The organism is Serratia odorifera, assembly GCF_041448735.1.
GTDB lineage: Bacteria > Pseudomonadota > Gammaproteobacteria > Enterobacterales > Enterobacteriaceae > Serratia_F > Serratia_F odorifera.
This window is the reverse complement of the sequence record NZ_JBGMUT010000001.1, coordinates 566,326-587,467: the sequence shown is the minus strand read 5'-3', so window position 1 is coordinate 587,467 and position 21,142 is coordinate 566,326. Positions and strand designations below refer to the sequence as shown.

Here is a 21,142-nt window from a genome sequence, read left to right as displayed (position 1 = left end):
CGATCGTGAGATTAAAATTATATAATTCAACAAAAAATAATAAACCGACGCGCCAAAGACTAATACTATCAAACGATATCTTTGACCAATTTCGACAGCTTAAAACAAATTATTTGATTGAGATAAATAAGAAGTAACATAGATAAATTAATTATTGATTTTATGTTTTTTAATGTTTAATTATTGCAACCGAACATAGGGAAAGTAAGGAAGTCCGATGCTCTGGAAAAACACCGCTGACCGCTTTGGTCACATTTCGATTTTGCTTCATTGGCTGGTCGCGTTGGCCGTCTATGGCATGTTTGCTCTTGGGCTATGGATGGTCACCCTGGGCTATTATGACGTTTGGTATCACCAGGCGCCGGAAATTCACAAAAGCATCGGCGTGATACTGTTTTGCGTGATGGTGGTGCGGGTGATTTGGCGCTTCGTATCACCGCCGCCCAAGCCGCTGGCCAGCTACGGTCGTTTCACCCGCATCAGCGCAGTGTTGGCGCACCTGGCGCTGTACGTGGTTCTGTTTAGCATCCTGATCAGCGGTTACCTGATATCGACCGCAGACGGACAACCGATCAGCGTATTCGGCTGGTTCGACGTTCCGGCAACGGCAACCGGTATGGCCAGTCAGGCCGATACCGCCGGCACTGTTCATCTTTATCTGGCCTGGGCCGTGGTAGTACTGTCAGTACTGCACGCTCTGGCCGCGCTTAAACATCACTTTGTTGATGGTGATGTCACTTTGAAACGGATGCTGGGTCGCAGCGCCGATTAACCTCGTGGATTTATGGAGATTGCTATGTTGAAAAAGACCGTATTGGGCCTGACCGCCGGCGCACTGTTGCTGAGCGCCGGCTCCGCCTTGGCCGCCGACTATAAGATTGACAAACAGGGGCAGCATGCCTTTATCGAATTCCGCATTCAGCACCTGGGCTATAGCTGGCTGTACGGTAGCTTCAAAGACTTCGACGGTGGCTTCACCTTCGACGAGAAAGATCCTTCCAAGGACAAGGTGAACGTCACCATCAATACCGCCAGCGTTGATACCAATCACGCTGAACGTGACAAGCACTTGCGCAGCGCCGAATTCCTTAACGTCGAGAAAAACAAGCAGGCCACGTTTGTCTCCACCGAGGTGAAGAAAAACGGTGACGGCTATGCGGTGGTGGGCAACCTGACCCTGAACGGCGTGACCAAGCCGGTAACGCTGGACGCCAAACTGTTGGGGCAGGGCAAGGATCCGTGGGGGGGTTACCGCGCCGGCTTTGAAGCCAATGGCAAGATCAAGCTGAAAGACTTCGGCATTACCACCGATCTTGGCCCGGCGTCGCAGGATGTCGAGCTGATCATCTCGGTAGAAGGCGTGCGCGAGTAATACTCAATCGGGGCGGTCATCGCTGCCGCCCCTTTACCCCGCGGCCTGCCGCGTTACTTCTCTTCCGGTGCCGGAATATGCATCGTCGTCTGCAACAAACCTTTTGATTTATTAAAGATTTTGATGCCATTTTCGCGACCGGCGCGGCGTGCGCGCTGCTCTTCGCGCGGCAGTTTCAGCTCTTCGCGACAAATCTCACTGCAACAGCCTTCAAACTTGGCCGCACAGCTCGGGCACTGAATAAACAGCAAATGGCAGCCGTCATTCTTGCAGTTGGTGTGAGTATCACACGGCTCGCCGCACTGGTGACAGTGGGCAATCACGTCATCAGAAATGCGCTCCCCCATCCGCTCGTCGAACACAAAGTTCTTGCCGATAAACTTCAACGGCAGGCCCTGCTCTTTCGCCCGTCGGGCGTATTCGATAATGCCGCCTTCCACGTGATAAACGTTCTTGAAGCCATTGTGGCGCATGTAGGCGCTGGCCTTTTCACAGCGAATACCGCCGGTGCAGTACATGACGATCTTTTTGTCTTTATTGTCCTGCAACATGTCGACGGCCATTGGCAACTGATCGCGGAAGGTGTCGGAAGGCACTTCAATGGCGTTTTCGAAATGGCCCACTTCGTATTCGTAGTGGTTGCGCATATCGACAAACAACGTATCCGGATCGTCGATCATTTCGTTGACCCGATCGGCCTTCAGATATTCACCGACGTCGGCCGGATTGAAGCTGGCATCATCAATGCCGTCAGCCACGATGCGATCGCGCACCTTCAGGCGCAGCACCCAAAACGATTTACCGTCGTCTTCCAGCGCAATATTCAGACGTACCTGATTCAACGCCGGGTGGCTGGCAAATAACGTGGCCTTGAACGCCTCAAAGTTGCTCTGTGGCACGCTGATTTGCGCATTGATGCCCTCTTTCGCCACATAAATGCGGCCGAAGACCTTCAGTTTTTCGAACTGAAGATACAGGCTGTCGCGAAACGCCTTGGGATCGTCGAGCGTGAAGTATTTATAAAAAGAAACTGTGGTGCGCGGCTCGGTTTCGGCCAGCATGCGCGCCTTCAATTCCTCGTTAGAGATTCGGTTATGTAACACTGGCATGGTGTACGTTCCTGTCTTTCGGAGGTGACGGATTAACATGCGCGCCGGCCTAGCGCCCGCGCGCGGCGCACATGATACCCGAAAAAAGCACCTAACACAGCATTAACGGCATGGTGCCGTTCCCGGTCTAAAACTTGACGAGCATCACAAATCCGGATATGCCTGTGCTTAGCACGCGATTCATTAATAACGCACTACGAGGATATTATGAGCCAGCTATTCCAACCGATTACCCTCGGCAAACTGACCTTGCCCAACCGCATCATCATCGCACCGATGTGCCAATATTCCGCCGTACACGGCAGCGCCAGCGAATGGCACACCATGCACCTGGGGCATTTGGCAATGTCCGGCGCCGGACTGTTGATTGTTGAAGCGACCGCAGTGGCGGAGGAAGGGCGGATCTCACCGGACGATCTGGGTCTGTGGGACGACACAACCGAACAGGCACTGGCGGGAGTGATACAGGCGGTGAAAAAGCACGCCACCCTGCCGCTGGGCATCCAGCTTGGCCACGCCGGACGCAAAGCCTCCTGCGCGGTGCCCTGGGCCGGCGGCGCGCAAATCAGCCAGTCCAGCGGTGGTTGGCAAACCATTGCGCCTTCCGAGGTGCCATTCCATCCACATGACGAAGCGCCGCAAGCCATGAGTCTGGAGCGTATCGCCACGCTTAAACGGCAGTTTGTTGCAGCCGCAAAACGTGCCGACCGGCTGGGTTTCGAGTTGATTGAACTGCACGGCGCGCACGGCTACCTGCTGCATCAGTTTTTGTCGCCGCTGGCTAACCAGCGTACCGACCAGTATGGCGGCTCATTGCAAAACCGCATGCGTCTGCTGCTGGAGATTTTCAGTGAAGTCCGCGCGGTATTCCCGGCCAATAAAGCCGTCGGGGTTCGCATTTCCGCCAGTGACTGGGTGGAAGGCGGCTGGGACGAACAACAGTCGGTTATCTTGGCCAAAGAACTGAAGGAACTGGGGTGTGACTATATTCACGTTTCCAGCGGTGGTTTATCTGCGCAGCAGAAAATCCCGGTCGGGCCAGGCTATCAGGTGCCGTTCGCCGCAACCATCAAACGCGAAGTCGGCATGCCCACCATCGCCGTCGGCCTGATTACCGAACCGGAACAGGCAGAAACCATTATCGCCAGCGGGCAAGCCGATATGGTGGCCTTGGCGCGTGGTATACTTTATAACCCACGTTGGCCATGGCATGCGGCAGCCAAGTTGGGTGAGCGGGCCAGTGCGCCGCCACAGTACTGGCGTAGCGAACCACATGCGGTAAAAGGCCTGTTCAAAAACGATTAATCATCAAGGCGGGCGCCGTTCAGCGTCCGCCATGACGTTCGGTAAATCCGGCGCTCACCACGCCCGCCAACAGTACCACGCCAGCCGTCGCCAGCAGCGGGTTCGATTGCCAGTGGGCAGCCAGACTGCCTAACAGTACGCCCATTATTAATAATCCCGCGCTTAACCATGAAAACAACATAATTAACTCCTGAATATTTATGCTGCTATGATACTGGCAGCTAATGTTTCATCGCAGCCCTTTTTATCGCAACGCAACGCGCAACTGGCTATTGGCACGTTAAGATCGCGGCAGGGCAAATGATGATTTAATGCGGTCGGTTTTCCAGTTCTGCCGAAAAACTGTCACAATATATCGCTATAACCGGCAGAAAATGAAATGCGTGCCACAGGTCCCTTGGGCGAATGAACATGCTAATTATCTGTTTTTACTATTAAATGACTGCTTCTAAGCTGAGAACACATGACGCAAGTTCCCTCTTTTAATCGATCTTTATTGCATCCTCGTTACTGGCTGACCTGGTTTGGCATTGGCCTGTTATACCTGCTGGTTTTGCTACCTTATCCGGTAATTTATCAGTTAGGCACCACTTTGGGCCGCTTCTCCATGCGCTTTTTAAAACGTCGGGTAGAAATCGCCGATCGCAATCTGGCGTTATGTTTCCCCGACATGCCGAAAGCGGAACGCGAAGCTTTAGTGGTGAAAAATTTTGAGTCGGTAGGTATGGGGTTGTTTGAAACCGGCATGGCCTGGTTCTGGCCAAACTGGCGTATCGAACGCTGGTTTACCGTTAGCGGGCTGGAGCATATACAAAAAGCGCGCGATAACCAGCAAGGGGTGTTGCTGATCGGATTGCATTTTCTGACGCTGGAGCTGGGTGCTCGTATCTTTGGCATTCACAATCCGGGTATCGGCGTTTATCGTCCGCATGACAATAAACTAATGGATTGGCTACAGACCTGGGGCCGCATGCGCTCCAACAAATCCATGCTGGATCGTAAAGACGTCAAGGGCATGATCCGCGCGCTGAAACAGGGCGATATCATCTGGTACGCGCCAGATCATGACTACGGCCCGCGCAGCAGCGTGTTTGCTCCGCTGTTTGCCGTCGACAAGGCCGCCACCACCACCGGCAGTTATGTGCTGGTGCGCATGGGCAAGCCGGCGATCATTCCATTTACCCCTCGTCGCCTGCCGGATGGCAAAGGCTATGAGCTGATCATGCAACCGGCGGTGGAAAACTTCCCGTTGGACAACGAACTGGACGCTGCGGCCTTTATGAACAAAGTGGTCGAAAAAGAGATCCTGATGGCGCCGGATCAGTATATGTGGCTGCACCGCCGCTTCAAAACCCGCCCGGAAGGCGAACCATCGCTGTATTGATTGCAAACCCGCCACTGGCGGGTTTTTTTATCGCAATCTCTTGATCGTACATCACAACGGTGTGATGTTACCTGCTCACTTTTTGCGTTTTCGGAGCCGTTATGTTCATTGTCAGCCTGACCTACCACCGCCCTATCGAAGAGGTCGACAGCCTGCTCGACGGGCACATCATCTGGTTGAAAAAGTACTTCGCCCAAGGTGATTTCATCGCCGCTGGCCGCAAGAATCCCCGCACCGGCGGCGTGATCCTGGTCAAGAGCATGGCGCGTAGCCAGTTAGACCACATTCTGGCGCAAGATCCCTTCACCGCCGTAGCAGACTATGATGTTACCGAGATGGCGGTCACCACCACCAGCAGCGGTTTTGACGCGTTAAACGGCATATAGTCGCCCCTTCCCGCGTTGCCTACGCGGGAAATCATTGCCGCTGAGAATTTTAAAACTTCTTTTCATTTTGCTGCATATATTGCCATCGCTGATTTGCCGCACACCGCTTTAGAGCGCATACTTACCCCGCTAACTTTCTGCTTTGCCACGGCACCACGGCAAAACCTGACACCTTCTTTCGCGGTATTGTATGGCTCCGGCATCTGCACCCATAAACTGGAAACGCAATCTGTTCGTCACCTGGCTCGGCTGCTTTCTGACTGGCGCCGCGTTCAGCCTGATCATGCCGTTCCTGCCGTTATACGTGGAAACCCTCGGCGTAACCGGCCACCAGGCGTTGAATATGTGGTCAGGACTGGTATTCAGTATCACCTTTTTGTTTTCTGCCATTGCCTCACCGTTCTGGGGCGGCCTCGCCGATCGGCGCGGTCGCAAGCTGATGCTGCTGCGTTCGGCGCTGGGCATGGCCATCGTGATGGTCCTGATGGGCATGGCACAAAATATCTGGCAATTTTTGGCGTTGCGCGCGCTACTGGGGTTATTGGGAGGATTCATCCCAAACGCCAATGCGCTGATCGCCACCCAGGTACCGCGTAACCGCAGCGGCTGGGCGCTGGGCACCCTGTCGACCGGCGGCGTCAGCGGCGCACTGATCGGGCCGCTGATCGGTGGTTTGCTGGCAGACAGCTATGGCTTGCGGCCGGTATTTTACATTACCGCGGCGGTGCTGTTGGTGTGCTTTATCCTGACGCTGTTTTTCGTTAAAGAGCGGTTCACGCCGGTGCAAAAGAAAGACATGCTAGATGCACGGCAAGTTTTTTCCTCACTGAAAAACCCCAGGTTGATTCTGGCGCTGTTCGTGACCACGATGATTATTCAGGTCGCCAGCGGCTCGATAGCACCGATCCTCACGTTGTATGTCCGCGATCTGGCCGGAGATATTGCTAATCTGGCATTTGTCAGCGGCTTGATCGCCTCCGTTCCGGGCGTTGCCGCGCTGCTCAGCGCGCCAAGACTGGGTAAGTTGGGCGACAGAATCGGCCCAGAACGCATTTTGGTGTGCATGCTGATATTTTCGGTACTGTTGCTGATCCCGATGGCGCTGGTACAGACGCCGTGGCAACTCGGCGTGTTGCGCTTTTTGCTGGGGGCTGCGGACGGTGCCCTACTTCCGGCAGTGCAAACCCTGCTGATCTATAACTGCACCAATCAGGTCGCCGGCAGAATTTTCAGCTATAACCAATCCTTTCGAGACGTTGGTAACGTCACCGGTCCCTTGCTCGGTGCGGCAGTTTCCGCCAGTTACGGCTTTAGGGCGGTATTCTGCGTAACCGCCGTCGTGGTGTTGTTCAATGCGGTTTACTCGTGGTGGTGCCTGCAGCGCCGCCGCCCGAAACACCACGAGGACGATAGCTTGCAGCAAGAACCTTAACGCCAATTATCACCGCCGCTGGCGAATTTTCAGCCATAAGCGCCATTTTCCAACTTTTCTCCTGAGCCTACCTGCGACGTCGCCTGCGCCACAAAACAGCAACATAAAGTACATAACAATTTGTTTTATAAAAAATTAATAAAAAAAACCCTCGTATTCAGCTGTCAATAGCATTTCCGCCAAAGCCAACATAAAAACCAAAAAACTAGACGTTTGTCGACTTTTCATCTTATAAATGACTGTCAGGGGCTAGACAAAACCAGCATCAGGTTATCAAATGGTTAAATAATATCACGCCGATGCGCAGCATTTGGCCAAGTGAAGAAATGACCGCCTTGCTTTCCACGGCTATCAGGCACTGCGGCTGGAGTTTTGTCGAGTAATCCACGTTATGCGGATTACTTTCCTTAAAACACATATATCACAAGTATAAGCCGTGTCATCGCGGCACTTTTTATTGGGAATAGTTATGCAATCCTCTAACAATACTGAAAGCCGCACCTTTTTCGGCCATCCCTATCCACTCGGTTCGCTGTTCTTTACCGAAATGTGGGAGCGGTTCTCGTTCTATGGCATTCGTCCGTTACTGATTCTGTTTATGGCCGCCACGGTGTATGACGGCGGTATGGGTCTGGCGCGCGAAAACGCATCGGCGATCGTCGGCATTTTTGCCGGTAGCATGTACCTGGCGGCGCTGCCCGGCGGTTGGCTGGCGGATAACTGGCTCGGCCAGCAAAAAGCGGTGTGGTACGGGTCAATCCTGATTGCCCTTGGTCACCTGTCGATCGCCCTGTCGGCGATCATGGGCAACAACCTGTTCTTTATCGGCCTGATGTTTATCGTACTGGGTTCCGGGCTGTTCAAGACCTGCATTTCGGTGATGGTCGGTACGCTGTACAAGAAAGGCGATGCCCGCCGCGACGGCGGTTTTTCGCTGTTCTACATGGGCATCAATATGGGCTCATTTATTGCGCCGTTGATTTCCGGCTGGCTGATCCGTTCCCATGGTTGGCATTGGGGTTTTGGCATCGGCGGTATCGGTATGCTGGTGGCCCTGGTTATCTTCCGTACCTTCGCGGTACCGGCCATGAAACGCTATGACAGTGAAGTAGGCCTGGACTCGACCTGGAATAGCCCGGTAACCAAGAAAAAAGGCGTTGGCGCCTGGTTGATGGTGATTGCCGTGGCGATTGTCGCCGTCGTCGCGCTGATTGCCTACGGCATTGTGGTGGTGAACCCGGTCGCCGTGGCCAGCGCGCTGGTTTACGTTATCGCCGCCTCGGTAACGCTGTATTTCGTTTATCTGTTCATGTTCGCCGGCCTGAACCGCAAAGAACGCGCTCGGTTACTGGTCTGCTTTATCCTGCTGATCTCGGCGGCCTTCTTCTGGTCGGCGTTTGAACAGAAACCGACCTCGTTCAACCTGTTCGCCAACGATTACACTAACCGTACCATCGGCAGTTTTGAAATCCCGGCGGTCTGGTTCCAGTCTATCAACGCCCTGTTTATCATCCTGCTGGCACCGCTGTTCAGCTGGCTCTGGCCGGCGCTGGCACGCAACAAGGTGCGTCTGAGCAGCATCACCAAATTCGTGATCGGCATTCTGTTTGCCGCTGCGGGCTTCGGCCTGATGATGATGGCCGCACAGCACGTACTGAACAACGACGGTGCCGGCGTTTCCCCCCTGTGGCTGGTGGGCAGCATTCTGATGCTGACGCTGGGTGAGCTGTGTCTGAGCCCGATCGGTCTGGCGACCATGACATTGCTGGCGCCGGAGAGAATGCGTGGCCAAATGATGGGGCTGTGGTTCTGCGCCAGCGCCCTGGGCAACCTGGCTGCCGGCCTGATCGGTGGCCACGTTAAGGCCGATCAGTTGGAGATGCTGCCTAACCTGTTCGCCCGCTGCTCCATCGCCTTGCTGATTTGCGCAGCGGTACTGATTCTGTTGATCGTACCTATTCGCCGTATGCTGGAAAATACCCAAGGCAAAAAACCGCAGACCTTGGCGACCGATAACTGATCGCCAATACACCTCACAACCAGCCGACGCTCCACGCGTCGGCTTTTTATTCCTGCCACGCCCGTTGTTGCAGCACTACGCGATAACCATCAAAATCCTCAAAGGTGACGCCATTGACTTGCCAGTAGGGATTGTACGCGGCGACTTGACGAAAGCCGGCGGCCAGCATCTGCTGACAGCGCTCGCGCCACCGCGTCTCGTCAGGCAGATAGAACACCAGCAAATTGTCCTGCGTCGGCGCTCGCCCCACCCGTACACCGTGATGATGGGTAAACTCAAGGTGATAGGCATGGTGCGGATGGCCGACCATAATGCCGTCAAAACCCTGATGATCGTAAAACTCACCCAGCCGGCGGAATCCCAATCCCTGGCAATACAGGCTGGCGATAGCCTCAAGCTGGTCGGTTGGCCGCGCAATGCGCAGCACGGCATCACGTGTGGTCACATTATTCTCCCATATCGCTCAGTGTCGGCTAGCGTGACGTGACCAGCCATCGCCAGCTAACATAGCCGTTATCCCGAGTCTACCCTTGCCAAGAAATGCGTTTCAGCACTGGCATGAAAATGGGCTGCATGGCATGCTGCCGGATACTCTCCTGCCACCGAACCGGGCGTAACAATGCTTTATCACCATGATTACCTGCCGGAAAATCAATCCATTGTGCCATTCGCCAAGGATTATCAGCACGGTGACATCGAACCCGATCACCACCATAACTGCGCACAGCTGATCCACTGCCTAAGCGGCGTGGTACAGATCAATACCCGACTCGGCAGTTGGGTAGTGCCGCCTGGCCGCGGGGTATGGTTGCCGGCACGGGTCGAACACAACCTGCGCTTTACCGGCAAGGTGGCGGTCAGAACGCTGTTCGTCGATCCGCTGGCTCGCGCCGATCTGCCCGCCCAGTGTCAGGTAGTGCAGATCTCGCCGCTGCTGCGTGAACTGATCGTCAGCGCGTTGGACATTCCCGCAAACTATGCGTCTGGCGGTCGTGAAGAGCGCATTATGGAGTTGATTCTCGATGAGTTGCGCATGATGCCCATGTTGCCGCTGCATCTCCCCGAACCTCGCGACCGGGCCTTGCTGGCACTGTGCCAGCATATTCAAGGCTCGCTGGCGCAACCCTGGACGTTGGAGCAGGCCGCACGGCATATCAACGTCAGCGGCCGTACCCTGGCGCGTCGTTTTCAGCGCGAAACCGGTCTGCGCTACGGCGATTGGCTGCGTCGCGCACGCCTGTTGGCCGCCCTCAACGCGTTGGCCAGCGGGCACTCGGTGCTGTCGGTAGCGCTGGATCTTGGCTATGACAGCCCGAGCGCTTTTAGCGCGATGTTCCGTCGCCAACTGGGCGTCGCGCCCAGCGTTTATTTCAGCCAGCCGCAACCGGTGGTGGCGTCAGATAGCGCCCCGCCACGTTGAACAGCGCCTGTAACGACGCGCGGGCAGAATCGGCATCAATACCGACACCGTATGCCGCATCGCTGCCTGGCGCCGTACAGCGAATATAGGCCACCGCCCGGCTGTGGCTTTGATGCCCCAGCGTGTGCTCATGATAATCGGCAATCGCCAGCTGAATGCCGAACCGCTGGCGTAACGCATCGACGGCACTGGACAACAGGCCATTGCCTACACCGGTAAGCGGCTGAGGTTCACCGTCAACCATCACGCTGGCCTGGAAGCTGTAGGCGTGGTCGCCACGACTTTCGGTCTGATAGCTCACCAGTTGCAAACGCGGTTGCTCTACCAGGCCATACTGATTGCGGAACAGCCGCCACAGCTCGGCGCTGGTCATTTCCTTGCCGCTGCCATCCGTTTGCTGCTGCACCACCTGGCTAAAATCAATCTGCAACCCGCGCGGCAACGACAAACCGTGATTCTGTTCCAGCAACCATGCGGCACCGCTTTTACCCGACTGACTGTTGACCCGGATCACCGCTTCGTAACTGCAACCGACGTCGGCCGGATCGAGCGGCAGGTAAGGCACCTGCCAGCGTCCATCCTGCCTTTCGGCCTGGGCGGCAAAGCCTTTTTTGATCGCGTCCTGATGGGAGCCGGAAAAGGCGGTAAACACCAGTTCACCGGCATAGGGATGGCGCGGATGTACCGGCAGCTGATTGCACTGCTCTACCACTTCCACCACCTGTTGCAGACGGCTGAAGTCCAACCCCGGAGCGATCCCCTGGGTGTACAGATTCAGCGCCAGCGTCACCAGATCGACATTGCCGGTACGTTCGCCGTTGCCAAACAGACAGCCTTCAACGCGATCGGCCCCCGCCAACATCGCCAGCTCCGCGCAGGCTACGCCGGTACCGCGATCGTTATGCGGATGCACGCTGATGGTCACCCGCTCGCGTTGGCTGAAATGACGACAGAACCATTCGATCTGGTCGGCATAGACATTCGGCGTACTGACTTCCACCGTTGTAGGCAGATTGACGATCATCGGCCGTTGCGCGCTCGGCTGCCACACCTCGGCCACCGCTTCACAAATCTCCAGGGCAAACGGCAATTCGGTAAAACAAAAGGTTTCCGGTGAGTATTCAAACGTCCATTCGGTCTCCGGCTGTCGTTCGCAAAGCTGCCGAATACGCCGGGCGCCATTAACCGCCAGCGCGATGGTGGCGGCCTTGTCTTGTCGGAATACGATGTCACGAAACAGCGGCGCGGTGGCGTTATACAGATGCACAATCGCGCGAGGCACGCCTTGCAGCGCCTCAAAGGTGCGGTCGATCAGATCGTCGCGCGACTGGGTCAGAACCTGAATGGTCACGCCGTCCGGGATCTGTCGTTCGTCGATCAAGTAACGAACAAAATCAAAGTCGGTCTGCGACGCCGAGGGAAACGCCACTTCGATTTCACTAAAACCGCATTGCAGCAACAGCTGATAAAACAACTGCTTGCGCTCCCTGTCCATCGGCTCCGCCAACGCCTGATTACCGTCGCGTAAATCACTGGAACACCAGCGTGGCGCTCGTTGCTGCGTGCGCGCCGGCCACTGGCGATCCGGCAGCGCAACCGGTGGAAAGGGATGATATTTGGTTTGTGGATTAGGCAACATCATGGGCTCCTGAGCGTTGAACGATGATGTGCCATTATTCTTCGCCACTGGCACCGTTTCGCCGGCTTAAGCGACAACCCTCGTCGCAAAATGGACAACAAAAAAATTTGCATCCTGCGTGGCTGCGACAACAATTACTTTTGACGTTTGTCACGACGCTTCAGAAGTCCTGAAGTTTACTCATTAACCGCACTGTTACCGGAGACGATCATGAGCCTATATGCCACTTTGGAAGAAGCAATCGATGCAGCGCGCGAAGAGTTTATTGAGTCCGCCGAAGGCGGTAATGATGACGAACCGCCGGTGCCACAACAGTTCAATCTGCAAAAATACGTGATGCTGGACGGTGATATCATGTGGCAGGCTGAATTTTTTGAAGACGAAGGCGAGTCGGTTGAGTGCCTGACGCTGCGCAGCGGCGCGGCGGCTCAGGCGATATTCGACGGCGATTATGACGACGAGGAAATTCATGAAGAATGGTTGGGTGAAAATACCCTGTATGAATGGGAAGAAGGCGATTTCCAACTGAATCCACCGCTCGACACCGAAGAGGGCGAAACGGCCGCCGATGAATGGGATGAGCGTTAATCCCCCTCGGGCGGGCCTGGCTACGGCCCGCCCAACGGTCGAGAGCCGTGCTCTGCTGTCCGACGTTAATTTAAGGATCCGATAATGCTTATTCGCCAGGCGCGTGCCAGCGATTACCCCGCCATTTTGACGCTGCAACGGCTAAACACGCCAGAGAATCTCAGCGGCGCGCAGCTGCAACAAGGTTTTATCGTTTCAACCATGGATGAGGCACAGTTGGCCAGCCTCAACCAAGACCTCGGCATATTGGTGGCGGAGCACGACGGTCAACTGGCCGGCTTTGTCTGCCTGTCCCAGACGGACACACAGCCACGCCCACCGGTGGTCGACGCGCTGGTCGAGACCCTGTCCAGCCTGACGTTCAACGGCCGGCCGCTGGCCGAGCAGCGAGTGTTTTTATACGGCCCGGTATGCCTGGCGACGCAATGGCGAGGAAAAGGCGTGTTAAAACAGCTGTTCGCGGCGGTGAAAACCCACACCCACGAAAGATTTGATCTCGGCGCGCTGTTTATTGACCAGCACAACCCGCATTCGTTGGCTGCGCACGTTGACGGCCTGGGGATGCACGCATTGAGTACCTTTGACTGCCAGGGAAAACGCTATTGGCTATTGGCGTTCGCCACCAACGGCTAAACGATTACTCATACGGCCCGTGTCGCATATCAAACGGCAGCATAAAGGTGTCCACCACCATCGACAACGGCACGTCAATCACCGTTAGATAACGCCACGGCGTATCGCGTAAATCCCACTGCACGCCCGGATAATATTGATTGCCGTGCCCTGCACCCGGCACCGTACGGCTGATGATGCTGCCGCAGCCGGACAAGACGACTGTCCCGAGTGCCAGCAATGCCAGACGGAGATAAAAACGTATCTTCACCCAATAGACCTATCTGCATGGTTGTTTCGGTATAAACAACCTCCGCGCAAATTTTAACATAGTTCTTGCCGAGCCCAAGGTCAGCATTGCGTAAGTACCAACGAAAAAGGGATGCGCCATGCGCATCCCTGGGTAGCAAACGTTCAGCGATTAACGCTGACCGCGTGGGTGTGCCAGATCGTTGTGTGGCAGCCGTTGATAGTGTTCACGCCAGCTTTCGCCCTCCGGCTGTAACCAGACGCGCTGATGCAACCGCGACAACGCAACCGGGTCGCTCAACAGTTCAAGGCGTTTTGGCTTGGCCAGAGCGTCGGGGCCGACCTGCAACGCTTCGTTAACCCGTTCTTCGCGTACCCGTTCGATGGCAGCACGCAGATGATGGCGGGCGGTAGCCATGGCCGCGGCCAGCGCATTGAAGGACGGATTGACCACCGCATGCAGGAAACCGTCACGCAACGCGCGGTCGCGGTTCAGCTGCAGGTATTCTTCGGTGGCCACCAGCTCGCGTGGCGGCGAGTACTCTTCCGGGATCAGGAACAGCTTGGCGCGTTTACTCTTCAGCCCCAACGTCGCTCGGCTGGACAGCACCGACACGAACGGCGACAGGATCAGCGAGAAGACAATCGGTGCCAGCCACCACAGGAAACGCAGGTCCAGCCAGGCCATACCGCCTGCCCATACCAGCCCCAGCAGCATCTGCGAACCATGGCGCTTGAACGCCTCACCCCATGGCGTGTCGTCGTCGTCACGCTGTGGCGAGTTCCATACCACTTCCCAACCGAGGAAGGCGCTGACCACAAACACCGTATGGAACAACATGCGCACCGGCGCCAGCAGCACCGAGAACAGCATTTCCATCAGCATCGAAATCAGCAGGCGGAACGCGCCGCCGTATTCTTTGGCGCCCTTGGCCCAGATCAGCACGATGCTGAGCAGCTTCGGCAGGAACAACAGCACCAGGGTGGTGGAGAACAACGCTATCGCCAGTTCGGGACGCCACTGTGGCCATACCGGGAACAATTGCCGCGGCTGCAGGAAGTACTGCGGTTCCATCAGCGTATGCACCACCTGAAGCGCGGTGGATAACGCCAGGAACATAAACCACAGCGGCGCCGACAGGTAAGACATCACGCCGGTCAGGAACACTGCACGGTGTACCGGGTGCATGCCCTTGACCAGGAACAGACGGAAGTTCATCAGGTTGCCATGGCACCAACGACGGTCACGCTTCAATTCATCCAGCAGGTTGGGCGGTAGTTCTTCGTAACTGCCCGGCAGATCGTAGGCTATCCACACCCCCCAACCGGCACGGCGCATCAGCGCCGCTTCGACGAAGTCATGTGACAGAATCGACCCGGCGAACGAGCCTTCACCCGGCAACGGTGCCAAAGCACAGTGCTCGATGAACGGTTTCACGCGGATAATCGCGTTGTGCCCCCAGTAGTGAGACTCACCCAACTGCCAGAAGTGCAGGCCGGCGGTAAACAGCGGGCCATAAACGCGGGTGGCAAACTGCTGCACGCGCGCATACAGCGTATCCATGCCCGACGCTTTTGGCGCAGACTGGATGATGCCGGCGTTCGGATTGGCTTCCATCAGGCGAACCAGACCGGTCAGACACTCGCCGCTCATGACGCTGTCCGCGTCAAGGATTACCATGTAGCTGTATTCACCGCCCCAACGACGACAGAAGTCATCAATGTTACCGCTTTTGCGTTTAACGCGACGGCGGCGACGGCGATAGAAGATACGGCCATGGCCATCAACGTCGCGGCACAGTTCCATCCAGGCCTTTTGTTCCGCCATGCAGATATCAGGATCGTAGCTGTCGCTCAGCACATAAATATCAAAGTGATCCAATTGGCCAGTGGCCGCCACCGATTCATAAGTGGCGCGCAGCCCGGCGAACACGCGTTCAACGTCTTCGTTGCAGATAGGCATGATCAACGCGGTGCGATGCTGTGGGTTGATCGGTTCGTCGCCCTTGATGGTGGAGGATATACTGTATTTATCCTTGCCAATCAGCAATTGCAGAAAGCCCATCAGCGCGGTCCAGAATCCCGCCGACACCCAACAGAACAGAATGGCAAACAGGATCAGAATGCCGGTTTGCAGCACATAAGGCAGCAGTTGCAACACCGACTGCATCAGATCCTGATCCAGCATGGCGATAGGATCGATCAACGCCCAGCCCTGATACGGCAAAATGGTTTTCATGTACCAGGTGGCAATACCGGTCTGAACCAGCATCAGGATCAGCAGCACATAACGACGCATCGAGCCGACGGTACGCCAGCGGTTTTCCGCAGCGGCTTCTTCCTTGCTGACATGCCGATTATGCGGCGCACGCCCCAGCAGCGAATCCCAAAAACGGGCCACCGGATTGGTGCGCCAGGCTTCAGGGAACATGCTGGTACGCTTGATCGGCGGCGTGGCCTGCAAAATGGTGCGCCCTTCCGCATCCGTATCGAAGTTGTCGTCGCTGAGCGCATCCGGCCAGGCGGTCTGGATACGGCTTTTCACCGACGCCAGCGCCACGTCGTCAGCCGACAGCGCGCCGACATTGGCATCGGCAGCGCCCATCTGGCGGTGCAGAGTAACCAGCGCCGGCTCATCACCGGCGTCAAGTTGTTGGGTGAGCGCCCCTGACCGCGCATCGGTCAGGGGCATTGCCGCAAGATAATCCTGGGCAGATTGAGTCGTCTTATTCATTGGCAGGCAGCTGATTGCTCCAGGTTTCCGACAGGGTCTTGTCACCGTTGACCAGCGCAGCGCGCATTTCTACCGGCTTCTTGTCGTCTTTCACTTTAAGGCGCAGCGTTAAACGCCAGCCTTTGGTGACTGGATTATAGCGTACATTGTTTTCCACCAGCTCGCCGTTGTCGCCGACGCTGACTTGCGAAGCAACCGGCGTGTTGGCGTCAAGACCGGCCAGCACAGGGCCCACGAAGTCCACCAGGAACGCCACGCTGCCATCCGGTTCACGGATCAGGTTGGACTGCTTCACGTCGCCGGTAGAGCGCATGGTCTGGCTCACGTAGGCAATATCCTGTGAATGCAGCTTGTCTTCATCGCGAGTGAAATGCAGGCGGTAATTCAGCGCCAGCGGCGTTTTCGCATCTGGCAGTACGTCTGGAGTCCAGAACGCCACAATGTTGTCGTTGGTTTCATCCGCCGTCGGAATTTCCACCAGCTCGACCTTGCCCTTGCCCCAATCACCACGCGGTTCTACCCAGGCGCTTGGACGCTGGTCATAGCGATCGTCCAGATCTTCATAATCCTTGAAGTTACGGCCGCGTTGCAGCAGACCGAAGCCTTTTGGATGTTCGATGGTATAGGTGCTGACCGAAAGATGCTTCGGATTGTTCAGCGGACGCCAGATCCATTCGCCGTTGCCAGCGTGAATCGACAGACCGTTGGAATCATGCAGCGCCGGACGGTAGTTCAGCGTTGGCGACGGCTGGTTCGGACCAAACAGGAACATGCTGGTTAATGGCGCGATGCCCAGTTTGCCCACTTTGTCGCGCAGGAACACTTTGGACTGTACGTCGACCACGCTGTCTCGGCCCGGATAGACCACGAAGCGATAGGCGCCGGTGGCGCGCGGCGAATCCAGCAGCGCATAGATAACCAGATGCTTGTCGCCGGCCTTAGGGCGCTCAATCCAGTATTCGCGGAAGCGTGGGAATTCCTCACCGGATGGCAACGCGGTGTCAATCGCCAGACCGCGCGCGGAAAGTCCGTACACCTGGCCCTTGCCCACCACGCGGAAGTAGCTGGCGCCCAGCATGCTCATTATTTCATCGTTTTTGTCTGCGCTGTTGATCGGATACAGCACTTTGAAACCGGCAAAGCCCAGATTCTTAACCGATTCAGGATCGTGCTTGACCGAACCGAAGTTGAAATAATCTGCGCTGTACTTGATTTGCTTGACGGTATTGGCGGTGACTTCGTTGATCTTCACCGGCGTGTCGAAGTACATCCCTTGATGATAAAACTCAAGCTTGAAAGGGGTTTTCAGCTTGTTCCAATAGGCTTTATCGTGATTGAACTGGATTTGCTGGTAATCCGCGAACTTCATGTCACGGAATTGAGAAGGAAGGTTGCTCTTCGGGGCTTCAAACCCCTTACCCGCCAGTTGCTGCGCCTGCTTGGCCACATCATCGATGGAAAAGGCCCATGCCTGCGCGGAAAACAGCGTGAACAATACGGTCGTAGCACCTAACCAACGGACGCCCTTGGCGCGTGGTTGTCTGGATAAATTATTAACTAGCACATCCCCCCCTATTCGTGTGCTCAAATCATTTAAAATCCATATTAATGGATTATTCAGCTTTCCGACAACATGAGAAATGAATGGTTCATGTTTATGGCTCAGAGTTTAGGCAGCTGAAGAAACCCCAGCGTACCAAGCCCGGCAGCAAGACGCTATGGAAAATTATGAATCGGTATAGTAGGGTTTGGGCTGCGATTTAACGCATGCTGACTTAATAAGCAGGTTAATGACGGTTCAATAAAAATTATCAGCGGTAATCTATGACAAACGGCAGCAACCAACGCGAGTTTTTTCTTGATTCAATCCGAGCGTATTTAATGTTGCTCGGCGTTCCTTTTCATCTTTCTCTGATTTACTCCAGCCACGGCTGGGCGGTCAACAGCGCCAGCCCGTCGTTCTCGCTGACGGTGCTGAACGACGTGATCCACGCCTTTCGCATGCAGGTGTTCTTTATCATTTCCGGCTACTTTTCCTTTATGCTGTACCAGCGCTATGAGCGCCGCCGCTGGCTGAAGGTAAGGCTGGAACGCGTGGTCATTCCGCTGCTGAGCTCGATACCATTAATAACCATTCCACAGTTCTTTATGCTGAAATATTTCACGGATAAATTAAACGGCTGGAATGCGTTTTCCCTGTACGGAAAAATAAATGTAACAATTTGGGAATTGGTTTCACACCTGTGGTTTTTATTAACCCTGGCGTTGTTAACCTGCGTTTGCTTTTATCTGTTTCGCCGAATTAAGGCGATTGCTACCCCCATTGCGCCCTACCCGATCAATCGCATGACTAATTTAGGAAAGATCTTACTTTATTTCCTACTGTATGCGCTGCTCTATTCAACGGCACACCGGATTATTTTAACCTTCGCGCCGCAGATCCTGCCCAACGCGGTGTTCAACTTCGTGGTGATGGAAACCCTGTTCTATCTGCCGTTCTTCGTGCTTGGCGCCTACGCCTTCAAGTACGCATGGCTTAAAGACATTTTCCTCAAGCCATCGCCGTGGGCGGTGCTGGGGTCGCTGCTGTTGTTCATCGCCTATATGCTGAACCAGAAACTACTGGCGCACAGCGACTTTATGTTTGAAATTGAAATCATCATCAAGGCGCTACTAGGTATCCTGATGACTAACGTGGTGTTTTCATTTGGCCATGCGCTGCTGAATCAACATTCGCCGCGCATTACTTATCTGGTCAACGCCTCACTGTTCATCTATTTGGTACACCACCCGCTGACGCTGATATATGGCGCCTTTATCACGCCTTATATTGGTAATAATCTGCTGGGCTTCGCGCTGGGACTGGTGTTTGTCTTTGGCCTGGCCTTTGCCTTATATGAAGCACACAAGCGCGTACCATTACTGAAATTTCTATTTTCCGGCAAACCGCAATAGGCTTGCCCAACCAGGCCAACCAGGGGAAGCGCGCTTCCCCTCACCTCTCGCCAATCGGTAAACGACGCTGACCGTTGACCTGCGAAGCAAGTGTTATTCCGCCATTCCTAATCATTTTCTGAAAAGCTGCGTTTTGCGATTCAGCTCCGTTGTAAAACCCCAATGCCCGGCTACGCTTTCTACACGATCGATTTACCATAAATATAGGGTTAATAATGAGAGAAGCTTGGGTAGATTATGCCAAAGGGATCGGCATTATTCTGGTGGTCTTCGGCCACGTCAATCGTGGTTTGTACAGCGCCGGCATTCAGTTTTCGGACGCGTCCTACCAGCTGTTGGACAGCGTGATCTACAGTTTCCATATGCCGCTGTTTTTCTTCCTGTCCGGGCTGTTCTTCGCGCCGTCGTTGAATCGCAAAGGCAAAACACGGTTTATCATCAGCAAGATTGACACCATTGTCTATCCGTACATCATCTGGTCATTGTTGCAGGGCAGTATCGAAGTAGTGCTGTCCCGCTATACCAACAACCCCTCCAGCTTTTCCGATGTGCTGATGCTGTTTACCCATCCACGCGCACAGTTCTGGTTCCTGTATGCGCTGTTCGTGATTTTTGTGGTAGCCACGCTGCTGTATAAAAAGGACAAGTTCCACCTGATACTGCCGGTGATGATCGTGATTTCCGCCGCGCTGTATATTTATCAAAACAGCCTGGGGAATTTTGCCCACTTTGATTACATCACTCGCTTTATGATCTTCTTCCTGCTTGGCGCGTTGGCGATTCGCTACGCCTCGGCGATTGCCAATGTCGGCATGGGTGTCGCCGGATTGGCGTTGGTGGCCTTTGTGGTACTGGAATGGCTATTCCATGGCTATTTGGGGCTCAATTATACCGATACCGGCATCATGTCGTTACTGCTCGCCATCGTGGCAATTGCCTTTATCGTCTGCCTGTCGGTGTTGCTGGCACGGCGCGATCTGGCATGGCTGCGTAAGCTGGGCGAATTGAGCATGGTGATTTACCTGATGCACATTCTTGCCGGTAGTGGCCTGCGCATTGCCCTCAGCAAAGGCTTGCACGTCGACAACTGGGCTATCCACGTTATCGCCGGCACGCTGTTTGGCCTGATTGCCCCGGTAATCGCCTATTACGTCATTACTCGCCTGCATCTTACCTTCCTGCTGGAGCGGCCACATATCTCGTGGCTACAGCGCAAGGTCAAAACACCATAACGTATTAACCAGGGGCGATGTCGCGCCCCTGTCCCCCTGCCGCAAAATGCCACAAACCCGATATAATCTATTTTCGCCTCCAATATTATTCAGGCTGACAAAGCACGCATTGCTCATCTCAAGGAGCAGAACTGCGGCAAAGTTATACTGGAGTATATGGCAGCGAGTTGTTATAACTGCTTTGCATAAGTGGAAATCCACATCCCTGCCTTACGGTAGCGATTGGGCTCAATGAACCCTAAGGGACGACAGCGCCACTCAATTGGCGGTGCTGGCATTAGCGCCCTTCCGTCACGACAGAGAGGATTTTTATGACCGACAACAACACCGAAGCACAGCAAGCCGAGCCGGCCAACACCACATTGCTAAAGATTCTGGGCAGGCTGCTGTCAGCATTGGACGCGTCCATCAGCGGCAAAGATCGCAGCATTCTGGTACACGACCTGGCCAACTTCAATCTGGACGGCGTTTCTGAAGGCGAACGCAAGCTGGCCTCTGAATTGATCAGGCGAGCCCTGCAATCCCTCGATCACTGAGCGGCCATTTCTACCAACCATTAAATCCCCTATGGGGTTTAATGGTTTTATCCGCCGGACAACCATCATGATTCTTCCCTACATTCATTTTCAAGCGACTGATATAAATAAACAAACCAGGAAACAACGTTACTTTTAACGTTCTTGTCGGTGTTTTCCTGCCACAGTG

At 54.9% G+C, this 21,142-nt stretch carries 20 protein-coding genes; 13 read left to right on the top strand and 7 right to left on the bottom strand.

Going from position 1 to position 21,142, the window contains the following annotated elements; translation table 11 throughout:
• Positions 1–217: 217 nt before the first annotated feature.
• Positions 218–772, top strand: a complete 555-nt coding sequence (locus ACCC84_RS02700; RefSeq protein ID WP_004964301.1) for a cytochrome b — start codon at positions 218–220, stop codon at positions 770–772.
• 24 nt (positions 773–796) lie between these two features.
• Complete coding sequence (locus ACCC84_RS02695; protein WP_371901509.1) at positions 797–1,372, top strand: YceI family protein; 576 nt, start codon at positions 797–799, stop codon at positions 1,370–1,372.
• A gap of 53 nt (positions 1,373–1,425) precedes the next feature.
• On the opposite strand, the gene trhO is transcribed toward ACCC84_RS02695, so the two are convergent.
• Entirely contained in the window at positions 1,426–2,481 is a 1,056-nt protein-coding gene (gene trhO, locus ACCC84_RS02690) for an oxygen-dependent tRNA uridine(34) hydroxylase TrhO (protein ID WP_039992216.1), read from the bottom strand.
• Positions 2,482–2,688: 207 nt separating this feature from the next.
• On the opposite strand from trhO, the gene ACCC84_RS02685 reads away from it, so the two are divergent.
• Positions 2,689–3,786, top strand: coding sequence for an NADH:flavin oxidoreductase/NADH oxidase (locus ACCC84_RS02685; protein ID WP_004964308.1), 1,098 nt, complete (start codon positions 2,689–2,691; stop codon positions 3,784–3,786).
• Between the two features lie 19 nt (positions 3,787–3,805).
• On the opposite strand, the gene ACCC84_RS02680 is transcribed toward ACCC84_RS02685, so the two are convergent.
• Positions 3,806–3,931: a histidine kinase gene (locus ACCC84_RS02680; protein ID WP_371901508.1), complete on the bottom strand. Its 126-nt coding sequence runs from the start codon at positions 3,929–3,931 to the stop codon at positions 3,806–3,808.
• 318 nt (positions 3,932–4,249) lie between these two features.
• Between ACCC84_RS02680 and ACCC84_RS02675 the strand changes: the two genes are divergently transcribed.
• The 4 genes from ACCC84_RS02675 (at position 4,250) to ACCC84_RS02660 (ending at position 9,008) form a co-directional block, all read left to right on the top strand.
• Positions 4,250–5,170: a Kdo(2)-lipid IV(A) acyltransferase gene (locus ACCC84_RS02675; RefSeq protein ID WP_039992217.1), complete on the top strand. Its 921-nt coding sequence runs from the start codon at positions 4,250–4,252 to the stop codon at positions 5,168–5,170.
• 101 nt (positions 5,171–5,271) lie between these two features.
• Positions 5,272–5,556, top strand: a complete 285-nt coding sequence (locus ACCC84_RS02670; protein WP_004964316.1) for a YciI family protein — start codon at positions 5,272–5,274, stop codon at positions 5,554–5,556.
• A 190-nt stretch (positions 5,557–5,746) separates the two neighbouring features.
• Positions 5,747–6,988, top strand: coding sequence for a multidrug efflux MFS transporter MdtG (mdtG, locus tag ACCC84_RS02665; RefSeq protein ID WP_198772697.1), 1,242 nt, complete (start codon positions 5,747–5,749; stop codon positions 6,986–6,988).
• A 469-nt stretch (positions 6,989–7,457) separates the two neighbouring features.
• Positions 7,458–9,008 carry a peptide MFS transporter gene (locus ACCC84_RS02660; protein WP_004964323.1) on the top strand — a complete coding sequence of 517 codons (1,551 nt, stop codon included), beginning with the start codon at positions 7,458–7,460 and terminating at the stop codon, positions 9,006–9,008.
• Positions 9,009–9,054: 46 nt separating this feature from the next.
• On the opposite strand, the gene ACCC84_RS02655 is transcribed toward ACCC84_RS02660, so the two are convergent.
• On the bottom strand, positions 9,055–9,453 hold the full coding sequence (locus ACCC84_RS02655; RefSeq protein WP_004964326.1) for a VOC family protein: 399 nt from the start codon (positions 9,451–9,453) through the stop codon (positions 9,055–9,057).
• Positions 9,454–9,627: 174 nt separating this feature from the next.
• Here ACCC84_RS02655 and ACCC84_RS02650 point away from each other — a divergent pair, with 174 nt between their 5' ends.
• Complete coding sequence (locus tag ACCC84_RS02650; protein ID WP_004964329.1) at positions 9,628–10,428, top strand: AraC family transcriptional regulator; 801 nt, start codon at positions 9,628–9,630, stop codon at positions 10,426–10,428.
• Here the strand turns inward: ACCC84_RS02650 and leuA are convergent.
• Complete coding sequence (gene leuA, locus ACCC84_RS02645; RefSeq protein ID WP_371901658.1) at positions 10,379–12,067, bottom strand: 2-isopropylmalate synthase; 1,689 nt, start codon at positions 12,065–12,067, stop codon at positions 10,379–10,381. The genes ACCC84_RS02650 and leuA overlap by 50 nt on opposite strands.
• Before the next feature lie 210 nt (positions 12,068–12,277).
• On the opposite strand from leuA, the gene ACCC84_RS02640 reads away from it, so the two are divergent.
• Both ACCC84_RS02640 and ACCC84_RS02635 read left to right on the top strand, forming a co-directional pair.
• The gene (locus ACCC84_RS02640) at positions 12,278–12,655 is read left to right on the top strand and encodes a MysB family protein (protein ID WP_004964334.1); all 378 of its coding nucleotides are present in this window, start codon (positions 12,278–12,280) and stop codon (positions 12,653–12,655) included.
• Between the two features lie 84 nt (positions 12,656–12,739).
• Complete coding sequence (locus ACCC84_RS02635) at positions 12,740–13,288, top strand: GNAT family N-acetyltransferase (protein ID WP_004964335.1); 549 nt, start codon at positions 12,740–12,742, stop codon at positions 13,286–13,288.
• Between the two features lie 4 nt (positions 13,289–13,292).
• Here ACCC84_RS02635 and ACCC84_RS02630 read toward each other — a convergent pair whose 3' ends face one another.
• The 3 genes from ACCC84_RS02630 to ACCC84_RS02620 form a co-directional block, all read right to left on the bottom strand.
• Complete coding sequence (locus ACCC84_RS02630; protein WP_004964336.1) at positions 13,293–13,538, bottom strand: YceK/YidQ family lipoprotein; 246 nt, start codon at positions 13,536–13,538, stop codon at positions 13,293–13,295.
• Positions 13,539–13,688: 150 nt separating this feature from the next.
• The gene (mdoH, locus tag ACCC84_RS02625) at positions 13,689–16,250 is read right to left on the bottom strand and encodes a glucans biosynthesis glucosyltransferase MdoH (RefSeq protein WP_004964338.1); all 2,562 of its coding nucleotides are present in this window, start codon (positions 16,248–16,250) and stop codon (positions 13,689–13,691) included.
• Positions 16,243–17,814 (bottom strand): glucan biosynthesis protein G, encoded by a 1,572-nt coding sequence (locus tag ACCC84_RS02620; RefSeq protein ID WP_182646450.1) that lies wholly within the window; start codon positions 17,812–17,814, stop codon positions 16,243–16,245. The genes mdoH and ACCC84_RS02620 overlap by 8 nt, the downstream gene beginning before the upstream one ends.
• A 260-nt stretch (positions 17,815–18,074) precedes the next feature.
• Between ACCC84_RS02620 and mdoC the strand changes: the two genes are divergently transcribed.
• From mdoC to ACCC84_RS02605, 3 genes are all read left to right on the top strand, one after another.
• Positions 18,075–19,205 (top strand): glucans biosynthesis protein MdoC, encoded by a 1,131-nt coding sequence (mdoC, locus tag ACCC84_RS02615; protein WP_371901507.1) that lies wholly within the window; start codon positions 18,075–18,077, stop codon positions 19,203–19,205.
• A gap of 215 nt (positions 19,206–19,420) precedes the next feature.
• Positions 19,421–20,437 (top strand): acyltransferase family protein, encoded by a 1,017-nt coding sequence (locus tag ACCC84_RS02610; protein WP_004964343.1) that lies wholly within the window; start codon positions 19,421–19,423, stop codon positions 20,435–20,437.
• Positions 20,438–20,748: 311 nt separating this feature from the next.
• Positions 20,749–20,973 (top strand): hypothetical protein, encoded by a 225-nt coding sequence (locus tag ACCC84_RS02605; protein ID WP_004964345.1) that lies wholly within the window; start codon positions 20,749–20,751, stop codon positions 20,971–20,973.
• Positions 20,974–21,142 lie beyond the last annotated feature (169 nt).

Excerpts from the sequence above, each read along its gene's own strand:
- ACCC84_RS02700 (WP_004964301.1), top strand. The coding sequence starts at position 218 with ATGCTCTGGAAAAACACCGCTGACCGCTTTGGTCACATTTCGATTTTG.
- ACCC84_RS02695 (WP_371901509.1), top strand. The coding sequence starts at position 797 with ATGTTGAAAAAGACCGTATTGGGCCTGACCGCCGGCGCACTGTTGCTG.
- trhO (WP_039992216.1), bottom strand. The coding sequence starts at position 2,481 with ATGCCAGTGTTACATAACCGAATCTCTAACGAGGAATTGAAGGCGCGC.
- ACCC84_RS02685 (WP_004964308.1), top strand. The coding sequence starts at position 2,689 with ATGAGCCAGCTATTCCAACCGATTACCCTCGGCAAACTGACCTTGCCC.
- ACCC84_RS02680 (WP_371901508.1), bottom strand. The coding sequence starts at position 3,931 with ATGGGCGTACTGTTAGGCAGTCTGGCTGCCCACTGGCAATCGAACCCG.
- ACCC84_RS02675 (WP_039992217.1), top strand. The coding sequence starts at position 4,250 with ATGACGCAAGTTCCCTCTTTTAATCGATCTTTATTGCATCCTCGTTAC.
- ACCC84_RS02670 (WP_004964316.1), top strand. The coding sequence starts at position 5,272 with ATGTTCATTGTCAGCCTGACCTACCACCGCCCTATCGAAGAGGTCGAC.
- mdtG (WP_198772697.1), top strand. The coding sequence starts at position 5,747 with ATGGCTCCGGCATCTGCACCCATAAACTGGAAACGCAATCTGTTCGTC.
- ACCC84_RS02660 (WP_004964323.1), top strand. The coding sequence starts at position 7,458 with ATGCAATCCTCTAACAATACTGAAAGCCGCACCTTTTTCGGCCATCCC.
- ACCC84_RS02650 (WP_004964329.1), top strand. The coding sequence starts at position 9,628 with ATGCTTTATCACCATGATTACCTGCCGGAAAATCAATCCATTGTGCCA.
- leuA (WP_371901658.1), bottom strand. The coding sequence starts at position 12,067 with ATGTTGCCTAATCCACAAACCAAATATCATCCCTTTCCACCGGTTGCG.
- ACCC84_RS02640 (WP_004964334.1), top strand. The coding sequence starts at position 12,278 with ATGAGCCTATATGCCACTTTGGAAGAAGCAATCGATGCAGCGCGCGAA.
- ACCC84_RS02635 (WP_004964335.1), top strand. The coding sequence starts at position 12,740 with ATGCTTATTCGCCAGGCGCGTGCCAGCGATTACCCCGCCATTTTGACG.
- mdoH (WP_004964338.1), bottom strand. The coding sequence starts at position 16,250 with ATGAATAAGACGACTCAATCTGCCCAGGATTATCTTGCGGCAATGCCC.
- mdoC (WP_371901507.1), top strand. The coding sequence starts at position 18,075 with ATGACAAACGGCAGCAACCAACGCGAGTTTTTTCTTGATTCAATCCGA.
- ACCC84_RS02610 (WP_004964343.1), top strand. The coding sequence starts at position 19,421 with ATGAGAGAAGCTTGGGTAGATTATGCCAAAGGGATCGGCATTATTCTG.
- ACCC84_RS02605 (WP_004964345.1), top strand. The coding sequence starts at position 20,749 with ATGACCGACAACAACACCGAAGCACAGCAAGCCGAGCCGGCCAACACC.